The 24,311-nt window shown below is 47.6% G+C and carries 25 protein-coding genes; 20 read left to right on the forward strand and 5 right to left on the reverse strand.

Annotated elements, in window-relative coordinates; genetic code table 11:
• The first annotated feature begins 82 nt into the window (after positions 1-82).
• From SHD_RS09555 to SHD_RS09635, 17 genes are all read left to right on the forward strand, one after another.
• Positions 83-1,156 carry a FimV/HubP family polar landmark protein gene (locus tag SHD_RS09555; protein WP_023266920.1) on the forward strand — a complete coding sequence of 358 codons (1,074 nt, stop codon included), beginning with the start codon at positions 83-85 and terminating at the stop codon, positions 1,154-1,156.
• Between the two features lie 165 nt (positions 1,157-1,321).
• Positions 1,322-1,534: a 50S ribosomal protein L31 gene (rpmE, locus tag SHD_RS09560; protein WP_011073821.1), complete on the forward strand. Its 213-nt coding sequence runs from the start codon at positions 1,322-1,324 to the stop codon at positions 1,532-1,534.
• Between the two features lie 512 nt (positions 1,535-2,046).
• A complete protein-coding gene (locus SHD_RS09565; protein WP_023266921.1) occupies positions 2,047-3,291 on the forward strand; it encodes a malic enzyme-like NAD(P)-binding protein in 1,245 nt (414 codons plus the stop codon).
• A 214-nt stretch (positions 3,292-3,505) separates the two neighbouring features.
• The gene (gene csrD / locus SHD_RS09570) at positions 3,506-5,416 is read left to right on the forward strand and encodes an RNase E specificity factor CsrD (RefSeq protein ID WP_039978036.1); all 1,911 of its coding nucleotides are present in this window, start codon (positions 3,506-3,508) and stop codon (positions 5,414-5,416) included.
• A gap of 234 nt (positions 5,417-5,650) precedes the next feature.
• Positions 5,651-6,529 (forward strand): hypothetical protein, encoded by an 879-nt coding sequence (locus SHD_RS09575; RefSeq protein ID WP_023266923.1) that lies wholly within the window; start codon positions 5,651-5,653, stop codon positions 6,527-6,529.
• On the forward strand, positions 6,526-7,128 hold the full coding sequence (locus SHD_RS09580; protein ID WP_023266924.1) for a PilN domain-containing protein: 603 nt from the start codon (positions 6,526-6,528) through the stop codon (positions 7,126-7,128). The genes SHD_RS09575 and SHD_RS09580 overlap by 4 nt, the downstream gene beginning before the upstream one ends.
• Positions 7,125-7,775, forward strand: a complete 651-nt coding sequence (locus SHD_RS09585; RefSeq protein WP_023266925.1) for an MSHA biogenesis protein — start codon at positions 7,125-7,127, stop codon at positions 7,773-7,775. Before SHD_RS09580 ends, SHD_RS09585 begins: the two co-directional genes overlap by 4 nt.
• A complete protein-coding gene (locus tag SHD_RS09590; RefSeq protein ID WP_039978038.1) occupies positions 7,762-8,079 on the forward strand; it encodes an MSHA biogenesis protein MshK in 318 nt (105 codons plus the stop codon). The genes SHD_RS09585 and SHD_RS09590 overlap by 14 nt, the downstream gene beginning before the upstream one ends.
• A gap of 14 nt (positions 8,080-8,093) precedes the next feature.
• On the forward strand, positions 8,094-9,779 hold the full coding sequence (gene mshL / locus SHD_RS09595) for a pilus (MSHA type) biogenesis protein MshL (protein WP_039978039.1): 1,686 nt from the start codon (positions 8,094-8,096) through the stop codon (positions 9,777-9,779).
• 6 nt (positions 9,780-9,785) lie between these two features.
• Entirely contained in the window at positions 9,786-10,715 is a 930-nt protein-coding gene (locus SHD_RS09600; RefSeq protein ID WP_023266927.1) for an ExeA family protein, read from the forward strand.
• Positions 10,712-11,986 (forward strand): tetratricopeptide repeat protein, encoded by a 1,275-nt coding sequence (locus SHD_RS09605; RefSeq protein WP_023266928.1) that lies wholly within the window; start codon positions 10,712-10,714, stop codon positions 11,984-11,986. Before SHD_RS09600 ends, SHD_RS09605 begins: the two co-directional genes overlap by 4 nt.
• A complete protein-coding gene (locus tag SHD_RS09610) occupies positions 11,983-13,743 on the forward strand; it encodes a GspE/PulE family protein (RefSeq protein WP_023266929.1) in 1,761 nt (586 codons plus the stop codon). The genes SHD_RS09605 and SHD_RS09610 overlap by 4 nt, the downstream gene beginning before the upstream one ends.
• Before the next feature lie 2 nt (positions 13,744-13,745).
• Positions 13,746-14,966, forward strand: coding sequence for a type II secretion system F family protein (locus SHD_RS09615; protein WP_023266930.1), 1,221 nt, complete (start codon positions 13,746-13,748; stop codon positions 14,964-14,966).
• A 38-nt stretch (positions 14,967-15,004) separates the two neighbouring features.
• On the forward strand, positions 15,005-15,502 hold the full coding sequence (locus SHD_RS09620; protein ID WP_023266931.1) for a hypothetical protein: 498 nt from the start codon (positions 15,005-15,007) through the stop codon (positions 15,500-15,502).
• Positions 15,503-15,578: 76 nt separating this feature from the next.
• Positions 15,579-16,196 carry a pilus assembly FimT family protein gene (locus SHD_RS09625; RefSeq protein ID WP_023266932.1) on the forward strand — a complete coding sequence of 206 codons (618 nt, stop codon included), beginning with the start codon at positions 15,579-15,581 and terminating at the stop codon, positions 16,194-16,196.
• Positions 16,197-16,251: 55 nt separating this feature from the next.
• Positions 16,252-16,758 (forward strand): type II secretion system protein, encoded by a 507-nt coding sequence (locus SHD_RS09630; RefSeq protein WP_039978040.1) that lies wholly within the window; start codon positions 16,252-16,254, stop codon positions 16,756-16,758.
• Positions 16,759-16,772: 14 nt separating this feature from the next.
• On the forward strand, positions 16,773-17,285 hold the full coding sequence (locus SHD_RS09635) for a type II secretion system protein (RefSeq protein WP_023266934.1): 513 nt from the start codon (positions 16,773-16,775) through the stop codon (positions 17,283-17,285).
• 501 nt (positions 17,286-17,786) lie between these two features.
• Here the strand turns inward: SHD_RS09635 and SHD_RS09640 are convergent.
• The 3 genes from SHD_RS09640 to SHD_RS09650 form a co-directional block, all read right to left on the reverse strand.
• Positions 17,787-18,674, reverse strand: coding sequence for a phosphoribulokinase (locus SHD_RS09640; RefSeq protein WP_011621530.1), 888 nt, complete (start codon positions 18,672-18,674; stop codon positions 17,787-17,789).
• Positions 18,675-18,762: 88 nt separating this feature from the next.
• Complete coding sequence (locus tag SHD_RS09645) at positions 18,763-19,008, reverse strand: YheU family protein (RefSeq protein WP_023266935.1); 246 nt, start codon at positions 19,006-19,008, stop codon at positions 18,763-18,765.
• 9 nt (positions 19,009-19,017) lie between these two features.
• Positions 19,018-20,001, reverse strand: a complete 984-nt coding sequence (locus SHD_RS09650) for a hydrolase (RefSeq protein ID WP_023266936.1) — start codon at positions 19,999-20,001, stop codon at positions 19,018-19,020.
• Positions 20,002-20,112: 111 nt separating this feature from the next.
• On the opposite strand from SHD_RS09650, the gene SHD_RS09655 reads away from it, so the two are divergent.
• Positions 20,113-20,619 carry a hypothetical protein gene (locus SHD_RS09655; RefSeq protein WP_023266937.1) on the forward strand — a complete coding sequence of 169 codons (507 nt, stop codon included), beginning with the start codon at positions 20,113-20,115 and terminating at the stop codon, positions 20,617-20,619.
• 46 nt (positions 20,620-20,665) lie between these two features.
• Positions 20,666-22,261: a GMC family oxidoreductase gene (locus SHD_RS09660; RefSeq protein WP_039978042.1), complete on the forward strand. Its 1,596-nt coding sequence runs from the start codon at positions 20,666-20,668 to the stop codon at positions 22,259-22,261.
• An 87-nt stretch (positions 22,262-22,348) separates the two neighbouring features.
• Here SHD_RS09660 and SHD_RS09665 read toward each other — a convergent pair whose 3' ends face one another.
• Together SHD_RS09665 and SHD_RS09670 are read right to left on the reverse strand one after the other, a co-directional pair.
• A complete protein-coding gene (locus tag SHD_RS09665; protein WP_023266939.1) occupies positions 22,349-23,008 on the reverse strand; it encodes a cupin domain-containing protein in 660 nt (219 codons plus the stop codon).
• 67 nt (positions 23,009-23,075) lie between these two features.
• Positions 23,076-23,858, reverse strand: a complete 783-nt coding sequence (locus SHD_RS09670) for an SDR family NAD(P)-dependent oxidoreductase (RefSeq protein ID WP_023266940.1) — start codon at positions 23,856-23,858, stop codon at positions 23,076-23,078.
• Positions 23,859-23,960: 102 nt separating this feature from the next.
• Here SHD_RS09670 and SHD_RS09675 point away from each other — a divergent pair, with 102 nt between their 5' ends.
• Positions 23,961-24,296: a winged helix-turn-helix transcriptional regulator gene (locus SHD_RS09675; RefSeq protein ID WP_023266941.1), complete on the forward strand. Its 336-nt coding sequence runs from the start codon at positions 23,961-23,963 to the stop codon at positions 24,294-24,296.
• The last annotated feature ends 15 nt before the right edge of the window (positions 24,297-24,311 follow it).

Raw genomic sequence — 24,311 nt, forward strand, 5'->3', positions numbered from 1 at the left:
AAATGAGGTTTAGTGTACTCAGCACGGCTAGCGAGGGCTAGTCCTAATGACAGTTTATCCAAGGATAGTTGAGAGTAAGTAAATGACTAAAATAGCGAAATCATTAGGACTATTCGCCTTAATGTGCAGCGTTTGTGTGCATGCGCAAGTTTCCCATGTGAGCATCAACAGCCGCATGTTTGAATTGGGTGCTTACCCTAAAATGCGCGTCAATGTGATCGCCGATAATCAGGATATGACCCGGCTCGAATTTGCGGTGCAGCAGTCAGGCGGTGAAGAAAAACTTATGGCCGAGCAGCTTAACCGTTTCTTGGTTTTGCTAACGGGTGTGGAGGATGTGACCGACCCTAAGGCGCGGCTGTTAGTGCGTGAATATCGTGTCGACCGTTGGTATGAAGTGAAAAACCTGCCACTGTTTGATAATGCTTCCTCTGCGGAGTCATCAGTATCGCAAGCAAAAGCGGCGGTTGTTAAATCAAGCAAAGCGGCCAAAGCCGAAACTACTCAGTTGGCGGCAAGCGCTGCTAAAAGTGACAAAACCATAGTTAAATCAACTAAGGTTGTGCAAGAGGTGAATTTAGTTACCGCAGAAGCCGATGTTGTGCCCGTTGCTTCAGTTGTTGTAGCTGCTGTGACGGTAAACGATGCTGCTGCGCCCCGCGCTTCTGGATTTACCTTCCCAGAGGATAAGCCTGACGCGAAAGCATCCTCAGCTTCGAGTGCGTCTACAGAACCTTCTTTAGCTAAGTCATCGACCGAACCATCGGCTGCCCAAGTCTCATCTGCAAACGCAGATATGGTAAAAGCTGATAAGAGTATAAATGGGATTGATGTGTCTGAAGCTAAGACAGCCGAAGTGACTAAGATTGCTAGCTCGACAAATGCCAATGCAACAAACTCGGGTGAGTGTATGTTGGATTATCACAACGAAACGTTATGGCGCATTGCCAATCGTTATGCCCCTGAATGGAAAGTGAGTGTCTATGGTGCCATGCTGGCGATCCACGATGCTAACCCTAAGGCATTTTCGAAGAATCGTATTAACGCGTTGAAAAAAGATGCCACGCTTTATTGTCCATCGGCCGAGATACTTTCGCGTTATCCAGATGCGCAGGCGGCAAGGACGAGTTTCGAAGATCGGGAAGCGGGGAGATAACCGTCAGCGGACGAGTAGATTATCGTGAAAATGCTCAGATAATCTACTTGTGTCTGCGTGGGCGATACTGTAGTATTCTGCGCCCTAACATATCGTTATTAACTGCATGTGGTGTCCGACTTCGGGTTGGAAGAGCGACATGGCCTTACATTTGAGGTAATCCCAATGAAACCAGGTATCCACCCAGAATACGCAGAAATCACTGCAAACTGTACTTGTGGCAACGTAATTAAAGTAAACTCTACTGTAGGTAAAGACCTGCACTTAGACGTTTGTGGTGCATGTCACCCATTCTACACAGGTACACAAAAAGTTGTTGATACAGGCGGTCGTATCGACAAATTCAACAAGCGTTTCGGTATGCTTGGCAAGAAATAATTGCATTCGCAATGTTTCTAAAAGAGGCGCCTATGGCGCCTTTTTGCTTTCTGGTCTTCTGGCACAAAATCGCTACTTTCCTGCCTTTCTGGTACGACTTCACTTAAAAAAGCATCAAAGTCATTCTATAGGTGCTTAAAACCGTAAAAATCGACTTATTTATAGCAATTAACTATAAGATAACTGAGTTACTTATCTCTATTGTAATTTAGCCAACATTTTTTGTTTTTTGTGGGCTATTTATCGTTGTTTTAGTGGGTTATGTTCGTTTATTTCCTACAAAATTAAACGGGTAATCATCCTTTATCGGCAGAGATAAGTTTATAAAACTTGGCTTAGGGCGATGATTCTGTCGCAAAGGCGAAAATTCTCAATATCTTATTTAAAATTTGAGCTAATTGGCGTATCTTACCCCGACCTGCCACACTGTTTAAATCGCCCGTAAATGAGGTGATCTTGGGTTGGTCGGCCTTACTTCCATACTTATAAATGTCGCATTTCAGGATGTTAAAATGTCAGATATTCGTCAACAAGCACTCGATTATCATGAATTCCCCGTTCCCGGTAAAACCGCAGTCTGCCTCACTAAACCTGCTGAAACGAGCCATGACCTCGCGCTAGCCTATAGCCCTGGAGTGGCTGAGCCGGTACGTGAAATTGCTGCTAATCCTGACAATGCCTATCGTTATACCAATAAAGGTAACACTGTCGCTGTTATCACTAACGGCACAGCGATTCTGGGGTTAGGTAACTTAGGCCCATTGGCATCAAAACCCGTGATGGAAGGTAAGGCTCTATTGTTTAAACACTTTGCAAATATCGACTCGACCGATATCGAAGTGACCCACAACACCCCTGAAGAGTTTATTAACACAGTTGCGGCTATCGCTGGCACCTTTGGTGGGATTAACCTTGAAGACATCAAAGCGCCTGAATGTTTTGTTATCGAGCGCGAATTGATTGAGCGTTGTAATGTGCCCGTGTTCCACGATGACCAGCATGGCACCGCCATTGTGACTGCCGCTGGCATGATCAACGCCTTAGAGATCCAAGGTAAACTGATCAGCGATGCGACCTTTGTATGTATGGGGGCTGGCGCAGCGGCGATCGCCTGTATGACTATGTTGGTTAAGTGTGGTGCAAACCGTGCCAACATTTATATGTTAGATACTAAGGGCGTTATCCATTCAGGTCGTTCCGATCTGAATGAATATAAAGCATTATTTGCAAACGATACCGACAAGCGCACCTTGCAAGATGTGATTAAAGGTGCCGACGTATTCTTAGGTTTATCTGGCCCGAACGTGATTGGCGCTGAAGAAGTGGCCATGATGGCGGATAAGCCGGTGATTTTTGCCTGTTCAAACCCAGATCCTGAAATCAAACCTGAGCTTGCCCACGCGACGCGCAGCGATTTAATCATGGGTACTGGCCGCAGCGATTATCCAAACCAAGTGAACAACGTACTGTGTTTCCCATTCATTTTCCGTGGTGCCTTGGATGTACGTGCATCTTGCATTAACGACGAGATGAAAGTGGCCGCGGTTCACGCGATTGCTGCATTAGCAAAAGAAGAAGTCCCCGCGAGCGTATTGAAGGCCTATCCAAAGGTGAGTTCATTAAGTTTTGGTCCTGAATATGTGCTGCCAAAACCAATGGATCCACGCTTGTTACCTCGTGTTGCCCGTGCGGTCGCGCAAGCCGCGATTGATTCGGGGGTTGCGGCAATCACCACGCTGCCACACTATGCGGATTAAGCGCTAGCTCAACTAATCTAAAAGAGGCTAATTAGCCTCTTTTTTGTTTTATCCTCGGATGAAATTTCTGCAATTTACGCTATTTTCAGCGTCTTTGAAGCAAAATCCTTGGTTGCCTTTTGGCTTATGCTACTGAATAATCTTGAGTAGCATTTGTTTAACTCGTGTTAATAGTGCTCCAATAATTATAATAATCCTGCAGGATAGCGGCTCGATGAAATTCACTCGAATGTTAACAACTAAATTGACCAGTTTTTGGTTAATGTCTTTGGCTGCTATCGCCTTTGTCTTTTTACTCAGCGCCATGATGAGCTTTGTGCAGTTGACCTATAAATTTCAACAGCAAAAAGTGTCTGAACTTGAATCCCTTTTGATTGAACATTATCAAACTCAACCCGATTGGGAATTAGAGTCTTGGTTGCCGCCGATGCTGCTGGCGTACAATGCCGTCGAATTCCGTTTGACCATGAAGAGCGAAGTGCTTTTTGCCTATCAGGGCAATGTGAATACGCAAAATGCCATGGTGTATAACCATTTACTCGATCCCAAATCGGGACTGAGTATGACCCTCACGCTGCCACAGCCCTTCGAGCATTACAGTGTCAGTTGGTATGAGCTGCTTATTTTAGGCGTGGGACTGTTGGCTGTTATTGCTTTGGTGCGTTTTGGCCATGTATGGTTTTCGCAGCAGTTGGATGGTATCGAAGAACTAGCTGAACGCAGCCGGCTTATTTTGCAAGGCAAGCATGAGCAAGCACTCGCCTCTCCTGGTAATGGTAAGCCAAGGCTGATTAATAGAGCATTAACCAAACTGCTTGAGGAGCTGCAGGATGCCCATAAAGAACGTGGTCGTTTCGATAAGTTTATTCGCTCCAATACTTTTTTAGACGCGCAAACTCGTATCGGTAATCGGCTATTTTTAAATAACCGTCTCGATGCCATGAGCCATGATCAAGGTATGGTGGCCCACGGCGTGATTTATCTGTTGGAGATGGACGACCTCGACTTACTGCAACAGACAAAAGGAGAGAGTGCCGTTAAAGAGTTGCTCCATGCAACAGTTAACAGCATTAACTCCATTTTGCAGACCTTACCCAACAGTATCTTTGCACGCCGCTCCCATAACCAATTTGCGATTGTCGTACCCCATGTGTCTTTAATTGAGGCCGATCAGCTCGCCAGTAAATTACTCAAAGTCTGTTTGAGTCAACCTTTGCCCAATGATGTAGAGAATCAAGATAACTTTTACCATTTAGGCTGCGCTTACTTTACCGCGGGAGATAATGTTAATCAGCTGCTCGATGAAGCCGATATGGCATTACGCGCCGCGCAGTTACAAGGTAACAGTAATTGGTTTATGTACGATAAGGGGGCGATTGATGAGGAGTTTGCCAAAGGCTCGGTGCGTTGGCGCAGCTTCCTCGAAAATGCCTTAGTCCAGCGACGTTTTTATCCCTTTAGCCAACCTGTGATAGATTCCGACGGCGTTGAACATCATAAGGAAATCTTTACCCGGGCTCGGGATAACCAAGGGGCGTTAGTGCGAGCGACGCTCTTTATTCCTATGGCAAACAAATGCGGTTTGATGCCTCAGATTGAGCGGCAAATGATTGAGCGAGTGCTGGGGTTATTGGCTAAGGAACAACATAAAGATCAAGTCTATAGTGTGAATTTGAGCCTCGATACCTTAATGAGTCGTGCCTTTACCCAATGGCTTAAAACCACCTTGCTTGAATATCGACACTTGACGCCACAACTGATTTTTGAGGTGTCTGAGGATATCGTTATCCAGCACCAAGATAAGCTTAAGCCTAAGCTGGATATGATCCGTAAGATGGGGGCGCGTCTGTGCGTCGACCATGTGGGTCAGCAGGTGGTGGGCACTTACTATATTCGTGAATGCCATTTCGACATGATAAAACTGCATAGATCGATTGTGCGTCATATCCATTTACGACCTGAAAATCAATTATTTATCCGCAGTCTTATTGGCGGTTTATATCGTACTGAAGTGCAAGTCTGTGCAGAGGGCGTTGAAGTATTTGAAGAGTGGCAAACCTTGCAAATCCTCGGTGTCGGGATGGCTCAGGGCATGTATTTTAGTGACCCAATTGAGGTGCAATAGCGAGGAAATTTTCCTTCATTGTATGTGATCACTGTGGAAGAATAGCGCCGAATTGTCGGATTTCTCTATAAAATTCACAGATTAGCGGCTAAACTAGCCTGTGCCAAAATTATGACGCTTAATATGCGGTTTTCATTCCAAACTCCGTTGGATTTTATTCCTCGCATTTTGGATATTGCTCTATTGATGGGCTTATGACTCATGCTTTAACTTTATCGGAAGACAGGCATTTTTATGGATAAAGGACTTTTTGCTCGGTTGGCCTTTTGGCGAGCCAAACAGGCTGGCGCGATGCTCGGTGTCTATGTCTGTGCCGATAGGTTGTGGGTCTATGCACCTGCGACAGGAAGTCATGCGGAGCAATGGGTTTCCTTCGAACTGCAACAAGACCAATGGCAACAGACCTTTGCAGAACTTGCCCGCGCATTTCCCCACGCATCCTTACAAATCGTCCTCGGCAGTGGCCGCTACCAGTTGCTCGTAGCCGACAAACCCAATGTCGACAGTGATGAATTATCCCAAGCTTTACTCTGGTCTATCAAAGACATGGTCACTATTCCTGTGCCGCAAATTCACTTGGATTATTTTGAATCGCCCCTACCGAGCAATAAGCTCAGTGTGGTTGTCGTCGATAAAGATAAATTACGTGCTATGGTGCAGGCTATCAGTGAGCATGGTTTAAGCGTGCTCGGCATTAGCATCGAAGAATTAGCGATGACCAATTTGTTTGATGAGGATAATCAGGCGAGATTGGTGGTAAGCCATCACTCAGGGCAAGAGTTATTGCTGACTGTGGTCAAGCAGGGTCAGCTTTATATGCAACGCCGAGTGCGTGGTTTTAGTGGGCTGGATAAAGCGGAAGTGGACGAGCTTAATTACGGGTTGGCAGATAACTTAAGCCTAGAAATTCAGCGGTCTATGGATTATTTTGAGAGCCAATTGCGCCAGCCTCCGGTTGCCTCAATTGAATTATTCGCCGACGGCGCCGTCGATGCCTTGGCTAAGTTAGTATCAGCCAACTTTAACCAAGCCGTTAATGTAGTTAATAAGCGTGCTGTAGGCGCGAGCATGGCGGGATTAGCCTTTAGTGAACTTTCACGAGGTGCCGAGTGATCAAATCGAGAGTCAATCTATATTCTGCGGCATTATTACCTCCAAAGCAGAGCTTAACCTTTTCTAAATTAATGGGTTATGCATTGAGCTTAGTGCTGGTTTGCGCGATTCTCGCGGCCTTTAGCTATTGGCAATTAGCCGAGTCTCAGCGGGCGTTAAGCCAAGCCTCTGCGCAAAAACAGCAATTCGATCAGCAAAAAGCGGAGCTTGAAGCACAAATCGCCGCACGTAAACCCGATCCTGAGTTAGTCGCGCGGGTCGAGCTAGAGTCACAGCAGATCGAGTTAAAACAATTATTAATGAATGAGTTGGCACTGCGCTCCTCGCTCACCAGCCGAGGCTTTGCGCCCGTGCTGAAGGATTTAGCTATGGTGGCTGATGCGAGTGTTTGGCTGAATCATATTGTGATTAACGAGCAGCACTTTATGTTTGAAGGCTTTGCCGAACATCCGCAGAGCATTCCGCAATGGGTGGGCAAGTTAAAAACAACCAACACCTTAAAAGGTCAGGCTTTATCGTCTATGACCATGGATCGCGGTGAGGATAAACCACTGGCTTTCACGTTGACGAGTGAGACCCCAGAGGAGCAAGCGCGATGAAAGCCCAATTTGAACAGTTAGCGCAAAAGTTTGATGCTCTTAGTCAGCGTGAGCGCGGGCTTATCGCTCTCGCCGTGTTAGTGATGGTCGCTATGTCTGCCTATATGCCTATCGAGTCGCTGTGGAAACAACAGCAGTCGACAGCGCAGCAGTTAAATGCCATAGAGCAAGAAAATCAGGTTTCGGTGCAGCAGCTTGAGTTATATCAGCAGCGATTGGCTATGGATCCTAATCAGGACTATCGCCAGCGTTTAACCTTGCTACAGCAACAAAATCAACAGATTGATGCTCAGCTAGGCGAGCAGATGGTGGATATGGTGCCCGCCGATTACATGCCTGAGCTATTAGGCAATCTGCTTGGGCAGGTTCAAGGTATTAAATTACTTAAGTTTACCTCGGTTACGCCCGTGCCACTCCTTGCCGTGGGTGAAGAGAAAAAGCTAAATCTCTACAGCCATGGAATACGCATGAGCTTGGAGGGGGATTATTTTTCTGTGCTGCGCTTTGTTGAAGCGGTAGAGGCTATGCCCGACAAACTTTACTGGAAACGGCTCGACTATAAAGTGGCCGATTACCCTAAAGGGAAAATCGATATTGAGCTTTATACCTTGAGTATTAATAAGGACTTTATCAGTGTTGCTAAATAAGCCTTATATATTGATCGCATTATTGGGGTTGTCGGCCCAAGTATCGGCCGAAGCCTTAAGGGACCCGACCTTGCCAGGCAAAGGTGACTCGGCTGCGGGAACCGTAACGCAGAGCCAAAATCAAGCCCTAGTGCTTAACAGCATTGTCAGCTCGGGCAACACGGCTTATGCCGTGATCAACAATAAGATAGTATCCGTGGGAGACAGCATCCAAGGAGTCAAAGTGGTGCGTATCACCCCCTCGTCAGTCTCCTTGTCTGACGGACGGAAATTAGCATTATTTCAAGCAATAATAGAGAGATAGGGAATAACACTCAGATGACAGCCATTAAATATATCACGCCTCTACTCTCGCTTTGCCTTATGGCCTGCCAAACCACGGATAGACCGCAGCCCGTTGCCTCAAAAGAAGCGCTGGCCACCTCGATGCAAACCGCGAGTCAGCCAACGCCTCCACCACCGGCTGCAATGCCCGATGCGGTGCAGCGTGAACTAAACGCCAATACCATGATGGGTGGGTTAACCCCGCCAATGGAGACAGAGCGTCGTATCGATGTGTCTGCCCATGATGTGGATGCGAGGGTGTTTTTCCCCAGTCTTGTGCAGGGCACCCCCTTTAGCGTGGCTGTGCATCCCGATGTGCAGGGCACGATTTCATTGTCTCTCAAAGGCGTGACCCTGAGCGAAGCCATTCAAGTGGTGGAAGATATTTATGGTTATGAGGTAAGCCGTGAAGGGCGTATCCTGCGCGTATTCCCTGCGGGCATGCGAACTGAGACTTTCCCATTAAATTACTTATACATGGAGCGTGATGGTCTATCGCTGACCTCCGTGAGCTCGGGGCGGATCTCCGACAATAACAACTCGAATAACAATAACTCCAATAACAATAATTCGAACAACGGCAACACTGGCAATAACAGCAATAATAACAACTCGAACAACGGTAATTACGGTAACAATAACAGCAGCGATAGCACTAACGGCACCTTTATTCGCTCGCGCACTAAGACCGATTTTTGGGGCGAGTTGAAAGAAACCTTGAGCGCCATTATTGGTGACACTGGCGGTGGTCGTCAGGTGGTGGTGACGCCACAGGCGGGATTAGTGACAATTCGTGCCTATCCTAATGAGCTGCGCCAAGTTCGTGCCTTTTTAAATTCCGCCGAGAGCCATTTGCAACGCCAAGTTATCCTCGAAGCGAAGATCCTCGAAGTCACTTTGTCAGATGGTTATCAGCAAGGTATTCAGTGGGAAAATGTGCTGGGGCATGTGGGAAATACCAATATCAATTTTGGCACCTCTGCGGGCGCAGGTTTAAGCGATAAAATCACCGCTTCCCTCGGTGGCGTGACGTCCTTAAGCATTAAGGGCTCAGATTTCAATACCATGATTAGCCTGCTCGACACCCAAGGCGATGTGGACGTGTTATCCAGCCCAAGGGTGACAGCGTCGAACAACCAAAAAGCGGTGATTAAAGTCGGTACCGACGAGTATTTTGTCACTGACGTGTCATCGACCACAGTGGCGGGCACCACGCCTGTGACCACCCCTCAGGTAGAGTTAACGCCGTTCTTCTCGGGCATCGCATTGGATGTGACTCCACAAATCGACAAAGACGGTAATGTGTTACTGCATGTTCACCCATCGGTTATCGATGTTAAAGAACAAACCAAGGACATTAAGGTCAGCAGCGAATCCTTAGAACTGCCGCTAGCACAGAGCGAGATCCGCGAATCCGATACCGTTATCCGCGCGGCTTCTGGCGATGTGGTGGTGATCGGTGGTTTGATGAAGAGCGAAAATACCGAAGTGGTCTCTCAGGTGCCGCTGCTCGGTGATATTCCACTCGTCGGCGAATTATTTAAAAACCGCAGCAAGCAGAAGAAGAAAACCGAGTTGATTATCATGTTAAAGCCGACCGTAGTAGGCAATGATACTTGGAAAAACGAGTTAGAGCGTTCTAAGACCTTACTCGACCGTTGGTATCCAGAAAATAAGTAAGCTTTCATGTATTTGAAGCACTTTGGACTCAGCCAAACGCCATTTTCGTTAACACCTAATACCGGATTTTTTTTCGGGTTATCCCCGCACGTAGAGGCGCTGCAAGTATTGCAGACCGCCCTACAAACCGGGGAGGGCTTTATCAAAGTCACTGGCGAAGTGGGCACGGGCAAAACCTTAATCTGCCGTAAGCTGATTAATGAACTGCCGCAGGGCTTCCATTGTGCGTATCTTCCCAATCCTTATCTCACTCCCGCCGAGCTGCGCTGGGCGGTGGCCAATGAGCTTGGGTTAAAGTACACCAGCGAAATCGATCAGCAGCAACTAACCGGACTTATCCAGCAACAATTACTCGCCCTGAGCGCCCATGGTCACGCCATTGTATTAGTGCTGGACGAAGCGCAGGCCTTGCCCGATGAGAGCCTCGAAGCGCTGCGACTGTTTACCAATCTTGAAACCGAGAGCCGTAAGCTGTTGCAAGTGGTGCTCTTTGGTCAGCCCGAGTTGGATGAGCGATTAAAACGTCAAGCCTTTAGGCAACTGCGGCAGCGCATCACCTTTAGCTACAGTCTGCGGCCGTTAACTTGGGATGAAACCGATGCGTACATTCGTTACCGCTTAGCGGTGGCTGGCTATGCGGGGCAAGCATTATTCAGCCCTAAACTCACCCGTAAAATTGCCGAGGCATCACGTGGTATTCCAAGATTAATCAACATTTTAGCCCATAAGGCCCTAATGCTTAGTTTTGGCGAAGGCGCAACGCAAGTGCATATGTCCCACATCAAGGGCGCGATACAGGATACCGAAGATGCCAGTCGCAGCTCGCAAAGGTGGCCGGCCTATATGGCGTTCGTACTGATAGCATGTGCAGCGGCGATTGGGGCGTGGCTGGCATCTGGCGTTAACCTACAACAGTTGTGGGGAGGCTCCGCATGAGTGTGATCAACAAGATGCTGCAGGATCTCGATAAGCGTCAGCAGGGGCATTCCCTTAGCAATGTCGCTGCGCATCAGGCGCAGTATTTAGGGCGCCCCAATTCATCGCGTAAATGGTTAGTTATCAGTTTAGTGTCGCTGCTGGTGGGCGGATTATCGGTATATGCCTTTCAGGCGACCTATGGCGTAAAGAGCGTCGCAGTTAACAGTGCAAATCCTGTTAGTTCGCAAACTCAGCCGGATAATGCCAGCCCACAGACTGATACGAGTCCTCTGGAAACAGAAACGACTACACCAAATCAGCCAACGGCAGAGATGGCGCAAGTGAGTACGGCGCCGAAAGAGGCTCCTGCAAAGGAGATGTCTGCAGCAGCAGAGTCTGCCACAAATGTTGCTCAACCTCCCAGTGTAAACGCGGCGTCCGTGGCGCTAAGGAGTGAGCAAACGGTATTGACCCAAGAGTCGTTGCAGCCCAAACGTGAGCTACAACCGGTTACTGCTAAAGCAAATCAAGCAGAAGTTAACGCAAGTCAGAGCGCAGTAAAAACAACTCAAACTGAGGCCAAGGCGAGTGATCCGGCCGTGCCTGCTGCGGCTCAAGCTTCAAGCCAAGCTTCGGTTAAGTCTTCGAGCCCTGCTTCGGCTCAAGCTCAGTCAGCGGGGCAAATGGCGATTCGAGAAGTGAAGTTATCCCCAAGCCAACTCGCGCAAAAGCAGTTAGTGTTGGCTACGGATGCCGAAAAGCAGGGGCAGTTGGTCAAGGCGATGGATTACTATGCTAAAGCGCTCAAGCTTGACCCGAGCTTACACGAGTCTCGCAAACAACTGGCGGCGCTGCATTATGGTCAAGGCGAGCTGGCGAAAGCGGCCGAAGTGTTAGCGCAGGGACGATTGCTTTACCCGCAAGAGTTTGAATTTGCTTTACTATTGGCAAGAGTGCAACATGCTATGGGCGAGACAGATCTGGCTCTTGCTAGCCTTGCTCAAATTCCCGATAGTCATCCTTTAGCTCGACAAAAGTGGTTAGCGCAAACGGACTTGGCTCAAAAACAAGGGCAATATTCGTTAGTTGAACAGGCTTACCGCAAGTTATTGCAGCAGGAGCCGCAGCAGGGGAAATGGTGGATGGGATTAGCATATGCCCTCGATTCACAGCAACAATTTGGCCCCGCCAGTCAGGCCTATCGCACCGCCTTAAGTTATTCAGGCCTGTCGAGCCAAGCCACGGCTTTTATTGAACAACGTTTACAACAACTAGGAGATAGCCAATGAAACCCAGATTAAAGATGCGTTTGGGCGATCTGTTAGTTCAAGAATCGATTATTACCGAAGAGCAGCTACAACAAGCATTGGGTGAGCAGCGTAAGACAGGGCATAAGCTCGGCCGAACCCTTATTGAGCTGCGCTCCATTACCGAAACCCAACTGCTGCAATTTTTGTCGCAGCAGTTAAATCTGCCACTGCTTGATATCAGCAAACGCCCAATCCCCGCTGAAGTGGTAAGCCTTATCCCCGAGGTGCAAGCACGGCGTTTTCGTGCCCTTGCGGTGGAAGATCGGGGCGATACGGTATTAGTGGCTATGAGCGACCCTGCAGATTTGCAGGCGCTCGACCATTTAGAAAACTTAATTGCGCCTAAAAAGCTCAGTGTTGCGGTCGCGCCCGAGCAGCAGTTACTGCAAGCCTTCGATAACCTGTATCGCCGCACTGACCAAATCGCACAAATCGCTGGTAAGCTCGAAGAGGAATATGCCGCAGATCAAATGTTTGATCTGGCGAGCCTGACCTCAAGCGATAGCGATAATGAAACTACCGTCGTTAAGCTGCTGCAGTCGATTTTTGAAGACGCGGTGCAAATGCGCGCCTCGGATATTCATATTGAGCCCGGCGAAAAAGCCCTGCGGATCCGTCAACGTATCGATGGCCAATTACACGAGACCATTCTAAACGAAGTCAATATCGCTGCGGCTTTAGTATTGCGACTTAAGCTTATGGCTGGGCTAGATATTTCTGAAAAACGTCTGCCGCAGGACGGGCGTTTTCATATGGAAATTAAGGGCCACAAGATTGACGTGCGTATGTCGACCATGCCGATTTACCACGGCGAATCTGTGGTGATGCGTCTACTCGATCAATCCGCAGGCTTGTTGACCTTAAATGAGACGGGGATGCCGCCACATATTTTGGCGCGTATCCGTAAGCAGATTAAACGCCCCCACGGCATGTTGCTTGTAACTGGGCCTACGGGTAGCGGTAAAACCACCACCTTGTATGGCATCTTAAGTGAGCTGAATACTGCGGATCGCAAAATCATCACGGTAGAAGATCCGGTCGAATATCAATTGCCAAGGATCAACCAAGTTCAAGTTAACCATAAGATTGGGCTCGATTTTTCGAACGTGCTGCGCACTACTTTGCGTCAAGACCCGGACATTATCATGGTCGGTGAGATGCGTGACCAAGAAACGGTGGAGATTGGTCTTAGGGGCGCACTCACGGGTCACTTTGTGTTATCCACATTGCACACTAACGATGCGGTAACCAGCGCGCTGCGTTTACTCGATATGGGCGCCGCCAGTTACTTAGTGGCGAGTGCGCTAAGGGTGATTATCGCCCAGCGTTTAGTGCGCCGCGTGTGCCATAACTGTGGTGTGGAATACCAGCCTACGGCGCAGGAAAAAGCCTGGCTGAATAGTGTGAGTCGTCAGGATTTTTCATCGGCCAAGTTCCGCATTGGCACTGGCTGCCAAAGCTGTAACGGCAGTGGTTATCGCGGCCGTATCGGTATTTTTGAGATCCTAGAGTTGGATGAAAAGATGATCGATGCGATGCGTACCGGTAATCCACAGGATTTTGCCCGTGCAGCCCTGCAAAGCCCGAATTTTACTCCGCTTGCCGAGTCAGCACTGCAATATTTGAGCGAGGGCATGACGACCATTGAAGAGGTGGCTAAGCTAGTTGAGGATGTGAGTGAATCGCAGGTGCCACTCTCACGGGATATTATTAGTCAGCAAGGCGTCGAGGCCTAATTATGCCGGTTTATCAATACCGTGGACGCAGTGGACAAGGTCAGGCCGTAACGGGTCAGCTTGATGCTGCCTCCGAAAGTGCTGCTGCTGATATGCTGTTAGCGCGCGGCATTATTCCCTTGGAAGTCAAAGCGGCAAAGGTGACGAAGTCATTTTCACTGATACAGCTCTTTGGTAGTAAAGTCGGCTTAGATGAACTGCAAATTTTTACCCGGCAAATGTATTCCCTTACGCGTTCGGGGATCCCGATTTTGCGGGCCATTGCTGGTTTATCTGAAACCGCGCATTCCCAACGGATGAAGGATGCGCTGAATGATATTTCAGAGCAGTTAACGGCAGGTCGCCCGTTGTCATCTGCCATGAATCAACATCCAGATGTATTTGATTCTTTGTTTGTTTCTATGGTGCATGTGGGCGAAAACACCGGTAAGTTAGAGGATGCTTTTATTCAGCTCTCGGGTTATATCGAGCGTGAGCAGGAAACCCGCCGCCGGATTAAGGCTGCGATGCGTTATCCCATATTTGTATTGATTGCCATCGCGCTAGCCATGGTGATTTTAAACATCATGGTGATCCCCAAATTTGCCGAGATGTTTGCTCGCTTTGGTGCCGACCTGCCTTGGGCGACTAAGGTGTTGATCGGCACATCAAACTTGTTTGTCAACTATTGGCCCCTGATGCTGGTAATACTGCTCGGGACCATTATTGGCATCCGCTACTGGCACCATACGGAAAAAGGTGAGAAACAGTGGGACCAGTGGAAGTTACACATTCCCGCCGTGGGTTCGATTATTGAACGCTCGACTCTCTCCCGTTATTGCCGCAGTTTTTCGATGATGTTGAGCGCGGGAGTGCCGATGACGCAGGCACTCAGTCTAGTGGCCGATGCGGTGGATAATGCCTATATGCACGACAAAATTGTCGGGATGCGCCGTGGCATAGAGTCAGGCGAATCTATGCTGAGGGTGTCTAACCAGAGCAAATTGTTTACGCCACTGGTGTTGCAAATGGTCGCCGTTGGTGAAGAAACCGGCCAAATTGACCAACTATTAAACGATGCCGCCGATTTTTACGAAGGTGAGGTCGACTACGATCTTAAAAATCTTACGGCTAAGTTAGAGCCGATTTTGATCGGGATCGTAGCTGTGATTGTATTGATTTTAGCGCTGGGTATTTACCTGCCCATGTGGGACATGCTCAACGTGGTTAAAGGCGGGAAGTAATGCCGAGTCGAGAACTTAACTCAATTAGGATCAAATAGATGCAGAGCCAGCAGAAGGCCGAAAGCGATCTATTACGTGTGTATGGTCGGCTCGTTAGCTTGACCTTGATCTTGGTTATTCTCGCGGTGATTGGCGTTAAATATTTTGCCACTATGCCACAACTTGCAGCCCGCAGTGTGGAGCTCGAACATACGCGCTTCTTAAATGTGTTGGCTATGGTGCGCTCCCAATGGTTATCCCTTGGCAAACCACAACAAATGCGACTAGATTGGGAAGTGTTTAATGAGCAAAACACTCATAATGAGCAGCAAACGCTGGTGATCATGAGCGCTCAGGGATGGCCGCAACCGACCGAACTTAGTGACCAAGGTTGCCAAGCCTTATGGTGGCAACTAATGGGGCAGGAGGTGGCAGATAACTCCTTAATTGGTAGCTATTTTCACAAGGATAATAGCTGCCGTTTTCGGTCACAAAATGGCGATAGTATCGGCTATCAACTAAATTCTGGCAGGGTCATTTTTTTGACGTCTTCCTAAAATATTGTTAAGTAACGGGCTTTTTTAAACTGATTTAGCTGTTAGAATGGACTTTCATCAAGATAGGGAGAGACTAATGAAGACTAAGCAAAATGGTTTTTCATTGATTGAACTGGTCATAGTGATCGTAATTTTGGGGTTGCTTGCGGCAACAGCTATCCCACGTTTTTTAAATGTCACCGATGATGCTGAAGATGCCAGTGTGGACGGTGTGGCCGGTGGTTTATCCACAGCCGTAAGTTTTGTGCGTTCACAATGGGAAGTCGATGGTCGCCAAAATAGCAGTGTGATCTTAGATGGTACTTCTGTTTCACTCGACCCACGTTTTGGTTATCCAACGGGTACCTCTGGTACCGATGCAACGGCGATGACGGATGCGAGCTGTCAGCAGGTATTCAATACGGTATTACAAAGTGCGCCACGTAATGTGCTCTATTCGCAAGATGCGCGAAATCAACGTTATACAGTACGTGTAATTGATGGTGCGGGTGGCAGTACTAATTCAATTGCGGGTACCGCCGTGAGTGGTTTGGATTTATGTGTTTATCATCAAGTGGCCTCACTGGTGTTAAACCAAAATACAGGTGTGCCAACTCCAGCACCAGATTTATCAACCACTGGCGCTAAAGGCGTGGTTTATAATCCGGGTACAGGAAAAGTATTAAGTTTCACTCAAACACCATTTACGCCTTAATTATTCAGGCGTGAATTTTACGTATTTAGAATTGTTATTACATAGGTAGTTAATGATGAAAAGACAACAAGGTTTTACCTTAATTGAGTTAGTCGTAGTTATTATTATTTTAGGTATTCTTGCTGTCACAGCAGCACCTAAGTTTATTAATCTTCAATCAGATGCGCGTAAATCAACAGTTGAGGGTGTGAAAGCGGCCTTACAAGGTGCGAATACTTTGATTTATTCAAAGGCTGCTCTTGCAGGTAAAGAAAAAGCCGCTGCTCAGACTGTAACAATTGCAACTGGCGTTGATGTTACGACTGATTATGGATACCTCAACAGTGCTACTAGTTCTGCTGTTGTGAAAACTAACCTAGAAAATGCTTTGGATATGAAGTTTGATGCCTTAGCAACTGATACAGTTGGTACAGTGAATGACTTTGGTGTTGTGTATAAAAGTGCGACATCTTTCATTATTGTTCCTAAGGGAAAGAAAGATACGGATGCTTGCCGTTTAGAATATACACCTGCAACGAATACTAACTTGCCTGTTTATAAGGTTGTAGCTACAGCGTGTTAATGGAGTTTTAGAGAATGAAAAAGCAAAGTGGTTTTACATTAATCGAATTAGTGGTTGTAATTATTATTTTAGGCATTTTGGCTGTTACTGCAGCACCTAAGTTTATTAATTTGCAAGGTGATGCGCGAGTGTCTGCGCTGAATGGTTTGAAGGCCTCGATCCAAGGAGCGAATACTTTAGTCTATTCAAAAGCAGCGCTTGCAGGGTTAGAGAAAGGAACAAACCAATCTGTTGTTTTAAGCGGAGATGCTACAGCTACGCCTAGTACTGCTGTATTAGTCACTACCGACTATGGTTATATGAGAGCTTCTCTAAATAACTTTAAAAATTCATTGGATATTACTATCAGCGAAGGTACAACACCGACTGGTGCTACAACTGATTGGGTCGTAGATACTACAACTACATCAGGTAAAGCTAAGTTCTGGCAGGCTGGTGCGCCAGCAACGTGTTTTATTGAATATACACCTGCTACAGCAACAGCAGCTCCAACATTTACTGCAACACCAGCAGCTTCGGCTTGTTAATTTTAGTTATACGTAAAGGCCTGCCTAGCAGGCCTTTTTTTTAGGCTAACAATCTATTCGTTATTGGTTGTAATAAAATGAATTTACTCATTATTTCTTTTGTTTAGGTAAAATATTTGCCTTACGAATCAAGTTGGCAGAAACTGAACCTAGAACCTAGAACCTAGAACCTAGAACCTAGAACCTAGAACCTAGAACCTAGAACCTAGAACCTAGAACCTAGAACCTAGAACCTAGAACCTATTTGGTTCAGCGATGCTAACATACCTAAGGGAATCAACAGAGCAAGCATAGATGTGGAATTAACAGCAAGATGGGGTTGCTGACATACTCAAGGGAATCAACAGATCAAGATGGGGGAATTAACTCCCAAGAGTATGCCAACTATCGTTCTTTCGCCTGAAATCCCGATGCCAATAAGATTAACTTTAATGGCTTAAATCAAACTTAATCTATTGCTCAAAAAGGCTTTATTTAATTAAGACACATCTTAACTTTGTCTCAGTTCGCTTGTGGACTATTAAGCTGCTGGCGTTTTTCCATTAAATCTTTAATCAGTGGTGTGAGGATCAGCTCCATGGCGAGTGACATTTTGCCGCCCGGCACCACTAAGGTGTTGACCCGTGACATAAAGGAGCCTTGGATCATGCTTAAATAATAGGGGAAGTCGACATTGTTGATGCCGCGAAAACGGATCACCACAAAGCTTTCATCTAGGCTTGGAATATCCTTGGCGCTGAAGGGGTTAGAGGTATCTACCGTCGGCACCCGTTGGAAGTTGATATGGGTACGGGAAAACTGCGGTGTCATATGCTTAATGTAATCGTCCATGCTGCGCACAATCGAGCCCATGACTTTTTCGCGGCTATGACCTCGCTCCGAGGTGTCACGAATGATCTTTTGGATCCACTCTAAGTTAACGATAGGCACCATGCCGATCAGCAAATCCACATGCTGGGCCACGTTGGCATCGCCCGTGACTACGCCACCATGTAAGCCTTCGTAATACAACATATCGGTGTTTTCAGGCAGCGGACGCCATTGAGTGAAGGTGCCCGGCATTTGGTTAAAGGGCACTGCCTCATCGAAGGTATGCAAATAGCTGCGGGTTTCACCTTGGCCCGTGGCGCCGTAATCGCGAAAGCATTGCTCTAGGCGGGCAAAGTTATTGGCCTCGGGGCCAAAGTAACTCAGATTGCGATTCTCGGCCTGGGATTTGCGGATCATCACTTCCATCTCTGCACGGGTAAAGTGATGAAAACTATCGCCTTCTACAAAGGCAGCGTTGATCCCGAGTTGGCGAAAGATATGACTAAAGGCGGTAGTAGTTGTGGTGGTTCCTGCGCCGGATGAGCCTGTAACTGCAATAATCGGATGTTTTGCTGACATTTTTTCTACCTAGCTAGGAACCTAAAGAGCCGCTCATTGGGAGCGATAAACCGTATAAGCTATTTATACGGCACAGGGATACTGGTGGTCAATCTTGCCGTTTTGCCACTTGGTCGGCGTGGCGAATGGCAAAGGATTCATCGTCCTCGCTGTATTCCAAGACGAGTTTGCCTTGTTTAAGTGCTTGTTGGCATTGCACTATTGCCGCTGATAGTTCTTGCTCATCTAGGCTAGTAAAACTACCATCCTCCACTTGGCCTAACAGATATTCGCGGATCAAATTAGTTAAGGTCTCTTTGGGAAGCTGGAGTAAAGCATCGTAGGGAATAAGCATTCGGGTTCCTTAAGGTGCCGATGAAGCATCATTGGCGAGTAAAAAGTCTAAAATGCGCCGCTCTAGATAATAGCGCGGCTTCCAAGGTGTGCCGCCCTCAATAAAACCGACGTGGCCGCCATGGGCGTGTAACTCATATTCCACATGCTCGGAAAGCTGACTGGGATGTGGGATAACAGCATCCGTCATAAAGGGATCGTCCTTGGCGTGCAAGATCAGCGTTGGCTTAGTGATGCACTTGATAAAGGGGAGGCCGCTGGCGCGGGCGTAGTAATCTTCAACGCCCAAAAATCCATGGAGTGGTGCGGTGACTTTATCGTCAAAGTCATAAAAAGTATTGAGATTAGCAACTTGCATAGGGCTCAATGCCATCACGCCTGCAAGATCGGGGTCAGCAAGCTTTTGATTGACCTTATGTTGTAACTGTTTGATTAAATGGCTTTGATAAACCTTGGAAAAACCATTTTCTAAGCGTTTGGCACAGGCCGATAATTGCAGCGGCGCCGACACGACTACGGCTCGACTCAACAGGCTATGCTCTTGATATTCGCCTTGATATTTAGTCAGTACATTGCCGCCTAAGCTGTAACCCACGGCTAATAAAGGTGACTGCGGATAGGTTTGTTGCAGCAGGCTTAGGCTAAACTGCAGGTCGTCGGTATCGCCACTGTGATAACTGCGGGCGAGGCGATTGGCTTCCCCTGAACAGCTTCTATGGTGGTGCACCACAGCGGCTAACTCTTGTTCTTTACAGGCTTGCAGAATGCGTCTGGCGTAATGGGACTGGGCACTGCCTTCTAATCCATGAATGATGACCACAATGGGTTTACCGATTTCTGGCCTTGTTAGCCAATCTAAATCGATAAAATCGCCATCGGGAAGCTCGAGTCGCTGCCGTTCGAGAACAGGTTGGGCCACTTTAGTGAAAACGGGCAGAATAGTTTGTACATGGGGACTTTTGGCCCACCAAGGCGGATTAAAAACGTTTGGCATGGGATCTTATCTTGATATCAACTATTGCTGAAAATTAAAACGTGTGTTTAATTTAGATTCGCGGTCATTGTAGCACAATAATTTAACACTAAGCGTCTTGGGGAGACATCGATGAATAGACGAACCTTTTTACTGGGCGCGTTTGCCGGTACGGCAGCGATTGCCTTGGGGGTGAATCTTTACTCTCCCGAATTCAGCCTGCCCGATGAAGGCGAAGATAAAGACTATCGTTTGTTATTCGGTGTGCTGCTACCAGTGATGCTTGATGGCGCCTTACCCGATGTGGCATCCCATAAACAGGCGGCACAAAATCGCACCTTAGATGCCATTAAGCACTCGATTGATGTACTGCCCGACGAGCAGCAGGCAGAGCTGTTCGAGCTGCTGGATATGCTGGAAAATCGTCTCGGCTTACTGCTGCTAACCTCGAGTATGACGCCACTGTTGATGCGTTCACCGGGCGAATTAACCCAAATGCTGGAGACTTGGCGCCACAGTTACTTTTCGTTATTACAAACGGCTTATTTAGGCCTGCGAGAATTAGTGATGGCCAGCTATTACGCCTGTCCCGAGCATTGGAGCCGACTCCACTATGCCAAGCCTGAATTGTTTAAATAGGCTGAATTTCTAATAATAACAATAGTATGAAGATGGAGTATTCCAAGTGGCAATCATAGATCCCATAGTGACAGGCTTAAATTCCGGTTGGTTACATACCGATGCCAGTCAATTGCAAGAGAACCAGCAATTTGAAGCCGATGTGGTGATTGTGGGTACGGGCGCTGGCGGCGGTGTGGCGGCGGAGATCCTCACTCAAGCAGGGCTCAGTGTGATCATGATTGAAGCGGGGCCGCTTAAATCCTCCAGCGATTTTAATATGGAGGAGCGAGTCGCTTACCCTAATTTGTATCAACAGGCTGCGGCGATGAAAACCGCCGATAAGGCGATTGGTATTTTCCAAGGTCGCGCCGTGGGGGGCTCGACCACCATCAATTGGACCACTTCCATCCGAACGCCAAAGGAAGCCTTAGCCTTTTGGGCGCAGCATAAATCCGTTGCGGGGCTTGACTCCGAAGCCCTCGCGCCTTGGTTCGAGCAGATGGAGCAGCGGCTCAATATTCACGAATGGAATTATGAGCCTAACCGCAATAACGGCGCGCTTAAGCAAGGCTGTATCAATCTAGGTTGGGAATATACCGTCATCAAGCGCAATGTGGCGGGCTGTTGGAATACTGGCTATTGCGGTATGGGCTGCCCAGTTAATGCCAAGCAGTCGATGTTAGTCACGACAATTCCGAGCGCATTAGAGAAGGGCGCACAGCTGATTAGTCGTGCTAAAGTCGTTAAGATTGAACACCATAATGGCCAGGTCTTTGCCCTCAAGGCGCAGGCGCTCGATGTTAATTTACGGCCGACCTCGGTTGAGCTGCTGTTTAAAGCTAAGCACTATATTTTAAGCGCTGGCGCTATTCACACGCCGACTCTAATGATGCGCTCCGAGGTGCCCGATCCCTATCAGCTGTTGGGTAAACGTACCTTTTTACATCCCACAGTGCTCTCGGGCGGCGTATTTGCCGATACGATAAATGCCCACAGCGGTGCGCCGCAATCTATCTATTCCGATGAATTTGTTTGGAAAAACGGCGCCGATGGCGAGTTAGGCTACAAGCTTGAGGTGCCGCCGGTGCATCCGATTTTGATTGCCTCTAAGACCATAGGTTATGGCATAAGCCATGCTGAGCTGATGGCACAGTTTAATCAGCTACAGGTCACCATTGCCTTGGTTCGTGACGGTTATCATCCCGATAGCCAAGGTGGGCAAGTGCATTTAACCCCTACGGGCTTTACATTAGATTATCCCCTCACCGAGGCTTTTTGGCGGTCGGCGCGGCGAGCCTATGCCAGCATGGCCGAATTGCAATTTTCGGCAGGGGCATTAAAAGTGCTACCCATCAGCGATGGTATGCCGTATCTGTCGTCATGGAAGGAGGCAAAAGAGAGCATAGCCCAAATGGATTTAGCGCCGCTAAAGACGGTGGTGGCCTCGGCTCACGTGATGGGCGGTTGTCCCTTTGGTGAGGATGAAAAGCTCTCTATGGTCAATAGCTATGGTCAGTCGCATTATCTGGATAATCTGTCGGTGATGGACGGCTCTATCTTCCCGACCAGTCTTGGGGCCAATCCGCAGCTGTCGATTTATGGCATTACCGCGCGCAATGCCACCGCGCTGGCGCAAAAGCTGACCGATGGTAAAGGCTGATATTTCCTCGGCATGGGGTGGCATATTGCAGCATAAGTCTGTCGCAACGACTTATGCGGTATAAACCCAATGAGTCGTCTACTCGCGTTACATGGCGCTAATGGGTAAATGGCCTGTTTTTACTAAGATAATGGTTTCCTCTTCAACAAAAGGAAAATGGCCGCTCATATGAGGGCTGCGTATCCAAGTGTGGCGTGGATATTCGCCAAACTCATCTTGAAACTTGCCGGATAAAACTAAGATTTCCTCACCACCAAAATGCCGATGTGGCTGAAATCTCTCACCTTTAGGCCATTTTACTAGCGCGGTATGTTGATGCTCGAACTCGTGTAGAGGCATGACTTGTAAGCCGCCAATACCCGGTAACCATGGGGTTTGTTGAGTATTTATCCTTAAATGTTCGAGATCCCGCGGATCGAATTGGTTAAGTTTTACGAAAATCACGCAACCTGTTTGGCTAAAAGGGGCATGTTGGCTCCCTGGTGGATGGCGAAGATAAGTACCCGCGGGATAATCACCGTTTTCATCGGAAAATACGCCCTCAAGCACAAAGATTTCTTCGCCCAATGGATGCTTATGAGTCGCAAACTGCGAGCCTGCTTCATATTTCACTATGCTGGTGGTGTGCCCTGACTCCTTAGCCTCCCGTTCCAGTGGTTTACGCCACACCCCTTGAGCCGGGCTTGGCAACCAAGGTTGTGGCTGCGTATGGATAACGATACGCTGGTTAAAGTTCATATTAAGCATAGTGTTAGACCTGATTTAATCTTATGAAATGATTTATGTGTTGCTCGCAGTGCATTAACTCGCGAATTTAGTTACGTCCTGCCATCACACCACCATCAATATCCCAAATTGCGCCAGTTACCCAACTCGCATCATCGGATAACAAAAAGCATACGCTATTTGCCACATCGGCAGGGGTGCCGACTCGTCCAATTGGATGAAAAGCATCAAAGCTTGCAAGCACTTGGTCTCGCTCTTCCTTTGGAATAAAGGCGTTATAGATTGGCGTATTCACCACCGCGGGTGAAACCGCATTAACGCGAATATGCTTGTCCGCCAGTTCCATCGCTAAGTGTTGGGTTAATGCGTGTAACCCGGCTTTTGCCATTGAATATGCCGACGAAGGCGTGGCTTTAACCGCTTGTTTTGCCCACATAGAACCTATGTTCACTATACTACCACCGCCCGTATCGATCATCTTGAGGGTGACAGCCTGCGTGATGGTAAATAGCGCTTTATTTAACCCCATATACAGTTCGTAATCCGCTTCAGTGTGGTCAATAAAGGATTTAGGATTGAAATAACCCGCCGCATTGACGAGATAGCCGACCTTATGCTCAAGTTGGTTAATGTGTGTAATGAGTCGATTAAGATCCGCAGCTTGGTAAAGGTTGGCTTGAAAACCTTCAATCTGTAATTCAGGCGTTGCACATGCCTGTTTAAGTGCCGAGACGGCGGCGGTGAGTTTTTCTTGCTGATTACCCACTATAAGCACTGATACGCCTTGCTTGGCCAGTTGTTTTGCGGTTTCAAAACCGATGCCGCTGCTACCACCGATAATAATGGCGATATTTGAGGTATTAAATTGCATTTGCTACTCCTAAGTATTATCAAGGTGGTAATCTTAGGGATTCAATAACTATATGAACAGTAAGTACAAATTGGTTAGGCAGGTACTTTTTGGTACATCTTTATGAATAACAATGAAAAAATAATTTCACGCAAATCGCCCCCAGAGCGCTCAGCCCGAATGGTCGAGACGATTTATGGCTGTAAATGGTCATTAACGGTTTATCAGTTGTTGGCAAATGGGATCCAAAGGCCTGGAGAAATGGTGCGTTCGGTTGAGGGACTCTCCACTAAGGTATTGAATCAATGTTTAAAAAAGAACATTGAATTTGGCATCTTAGATAAAATTATTTATAACGAATTACCGCCGCGGGTCGAATATCAAGTGACGGAGTTTGGCCAAAAATTCCTGCATATTTTGGATGAACTCGAAAAATTGCAGCAAGAAATCGATGGATAATGCGTGGGATTTCAG

The sequence above is a fragment of the Shewanella decolorationis S12 genome (genome assembly GCF_000485795.1).
GTDB classification, from domain to species: Bacteria; Pseudomonadota; Gammaproteobacteria; order Enterobacterales; family Shewanellaceae; genus Shewanella; species Shewanella decolorationis.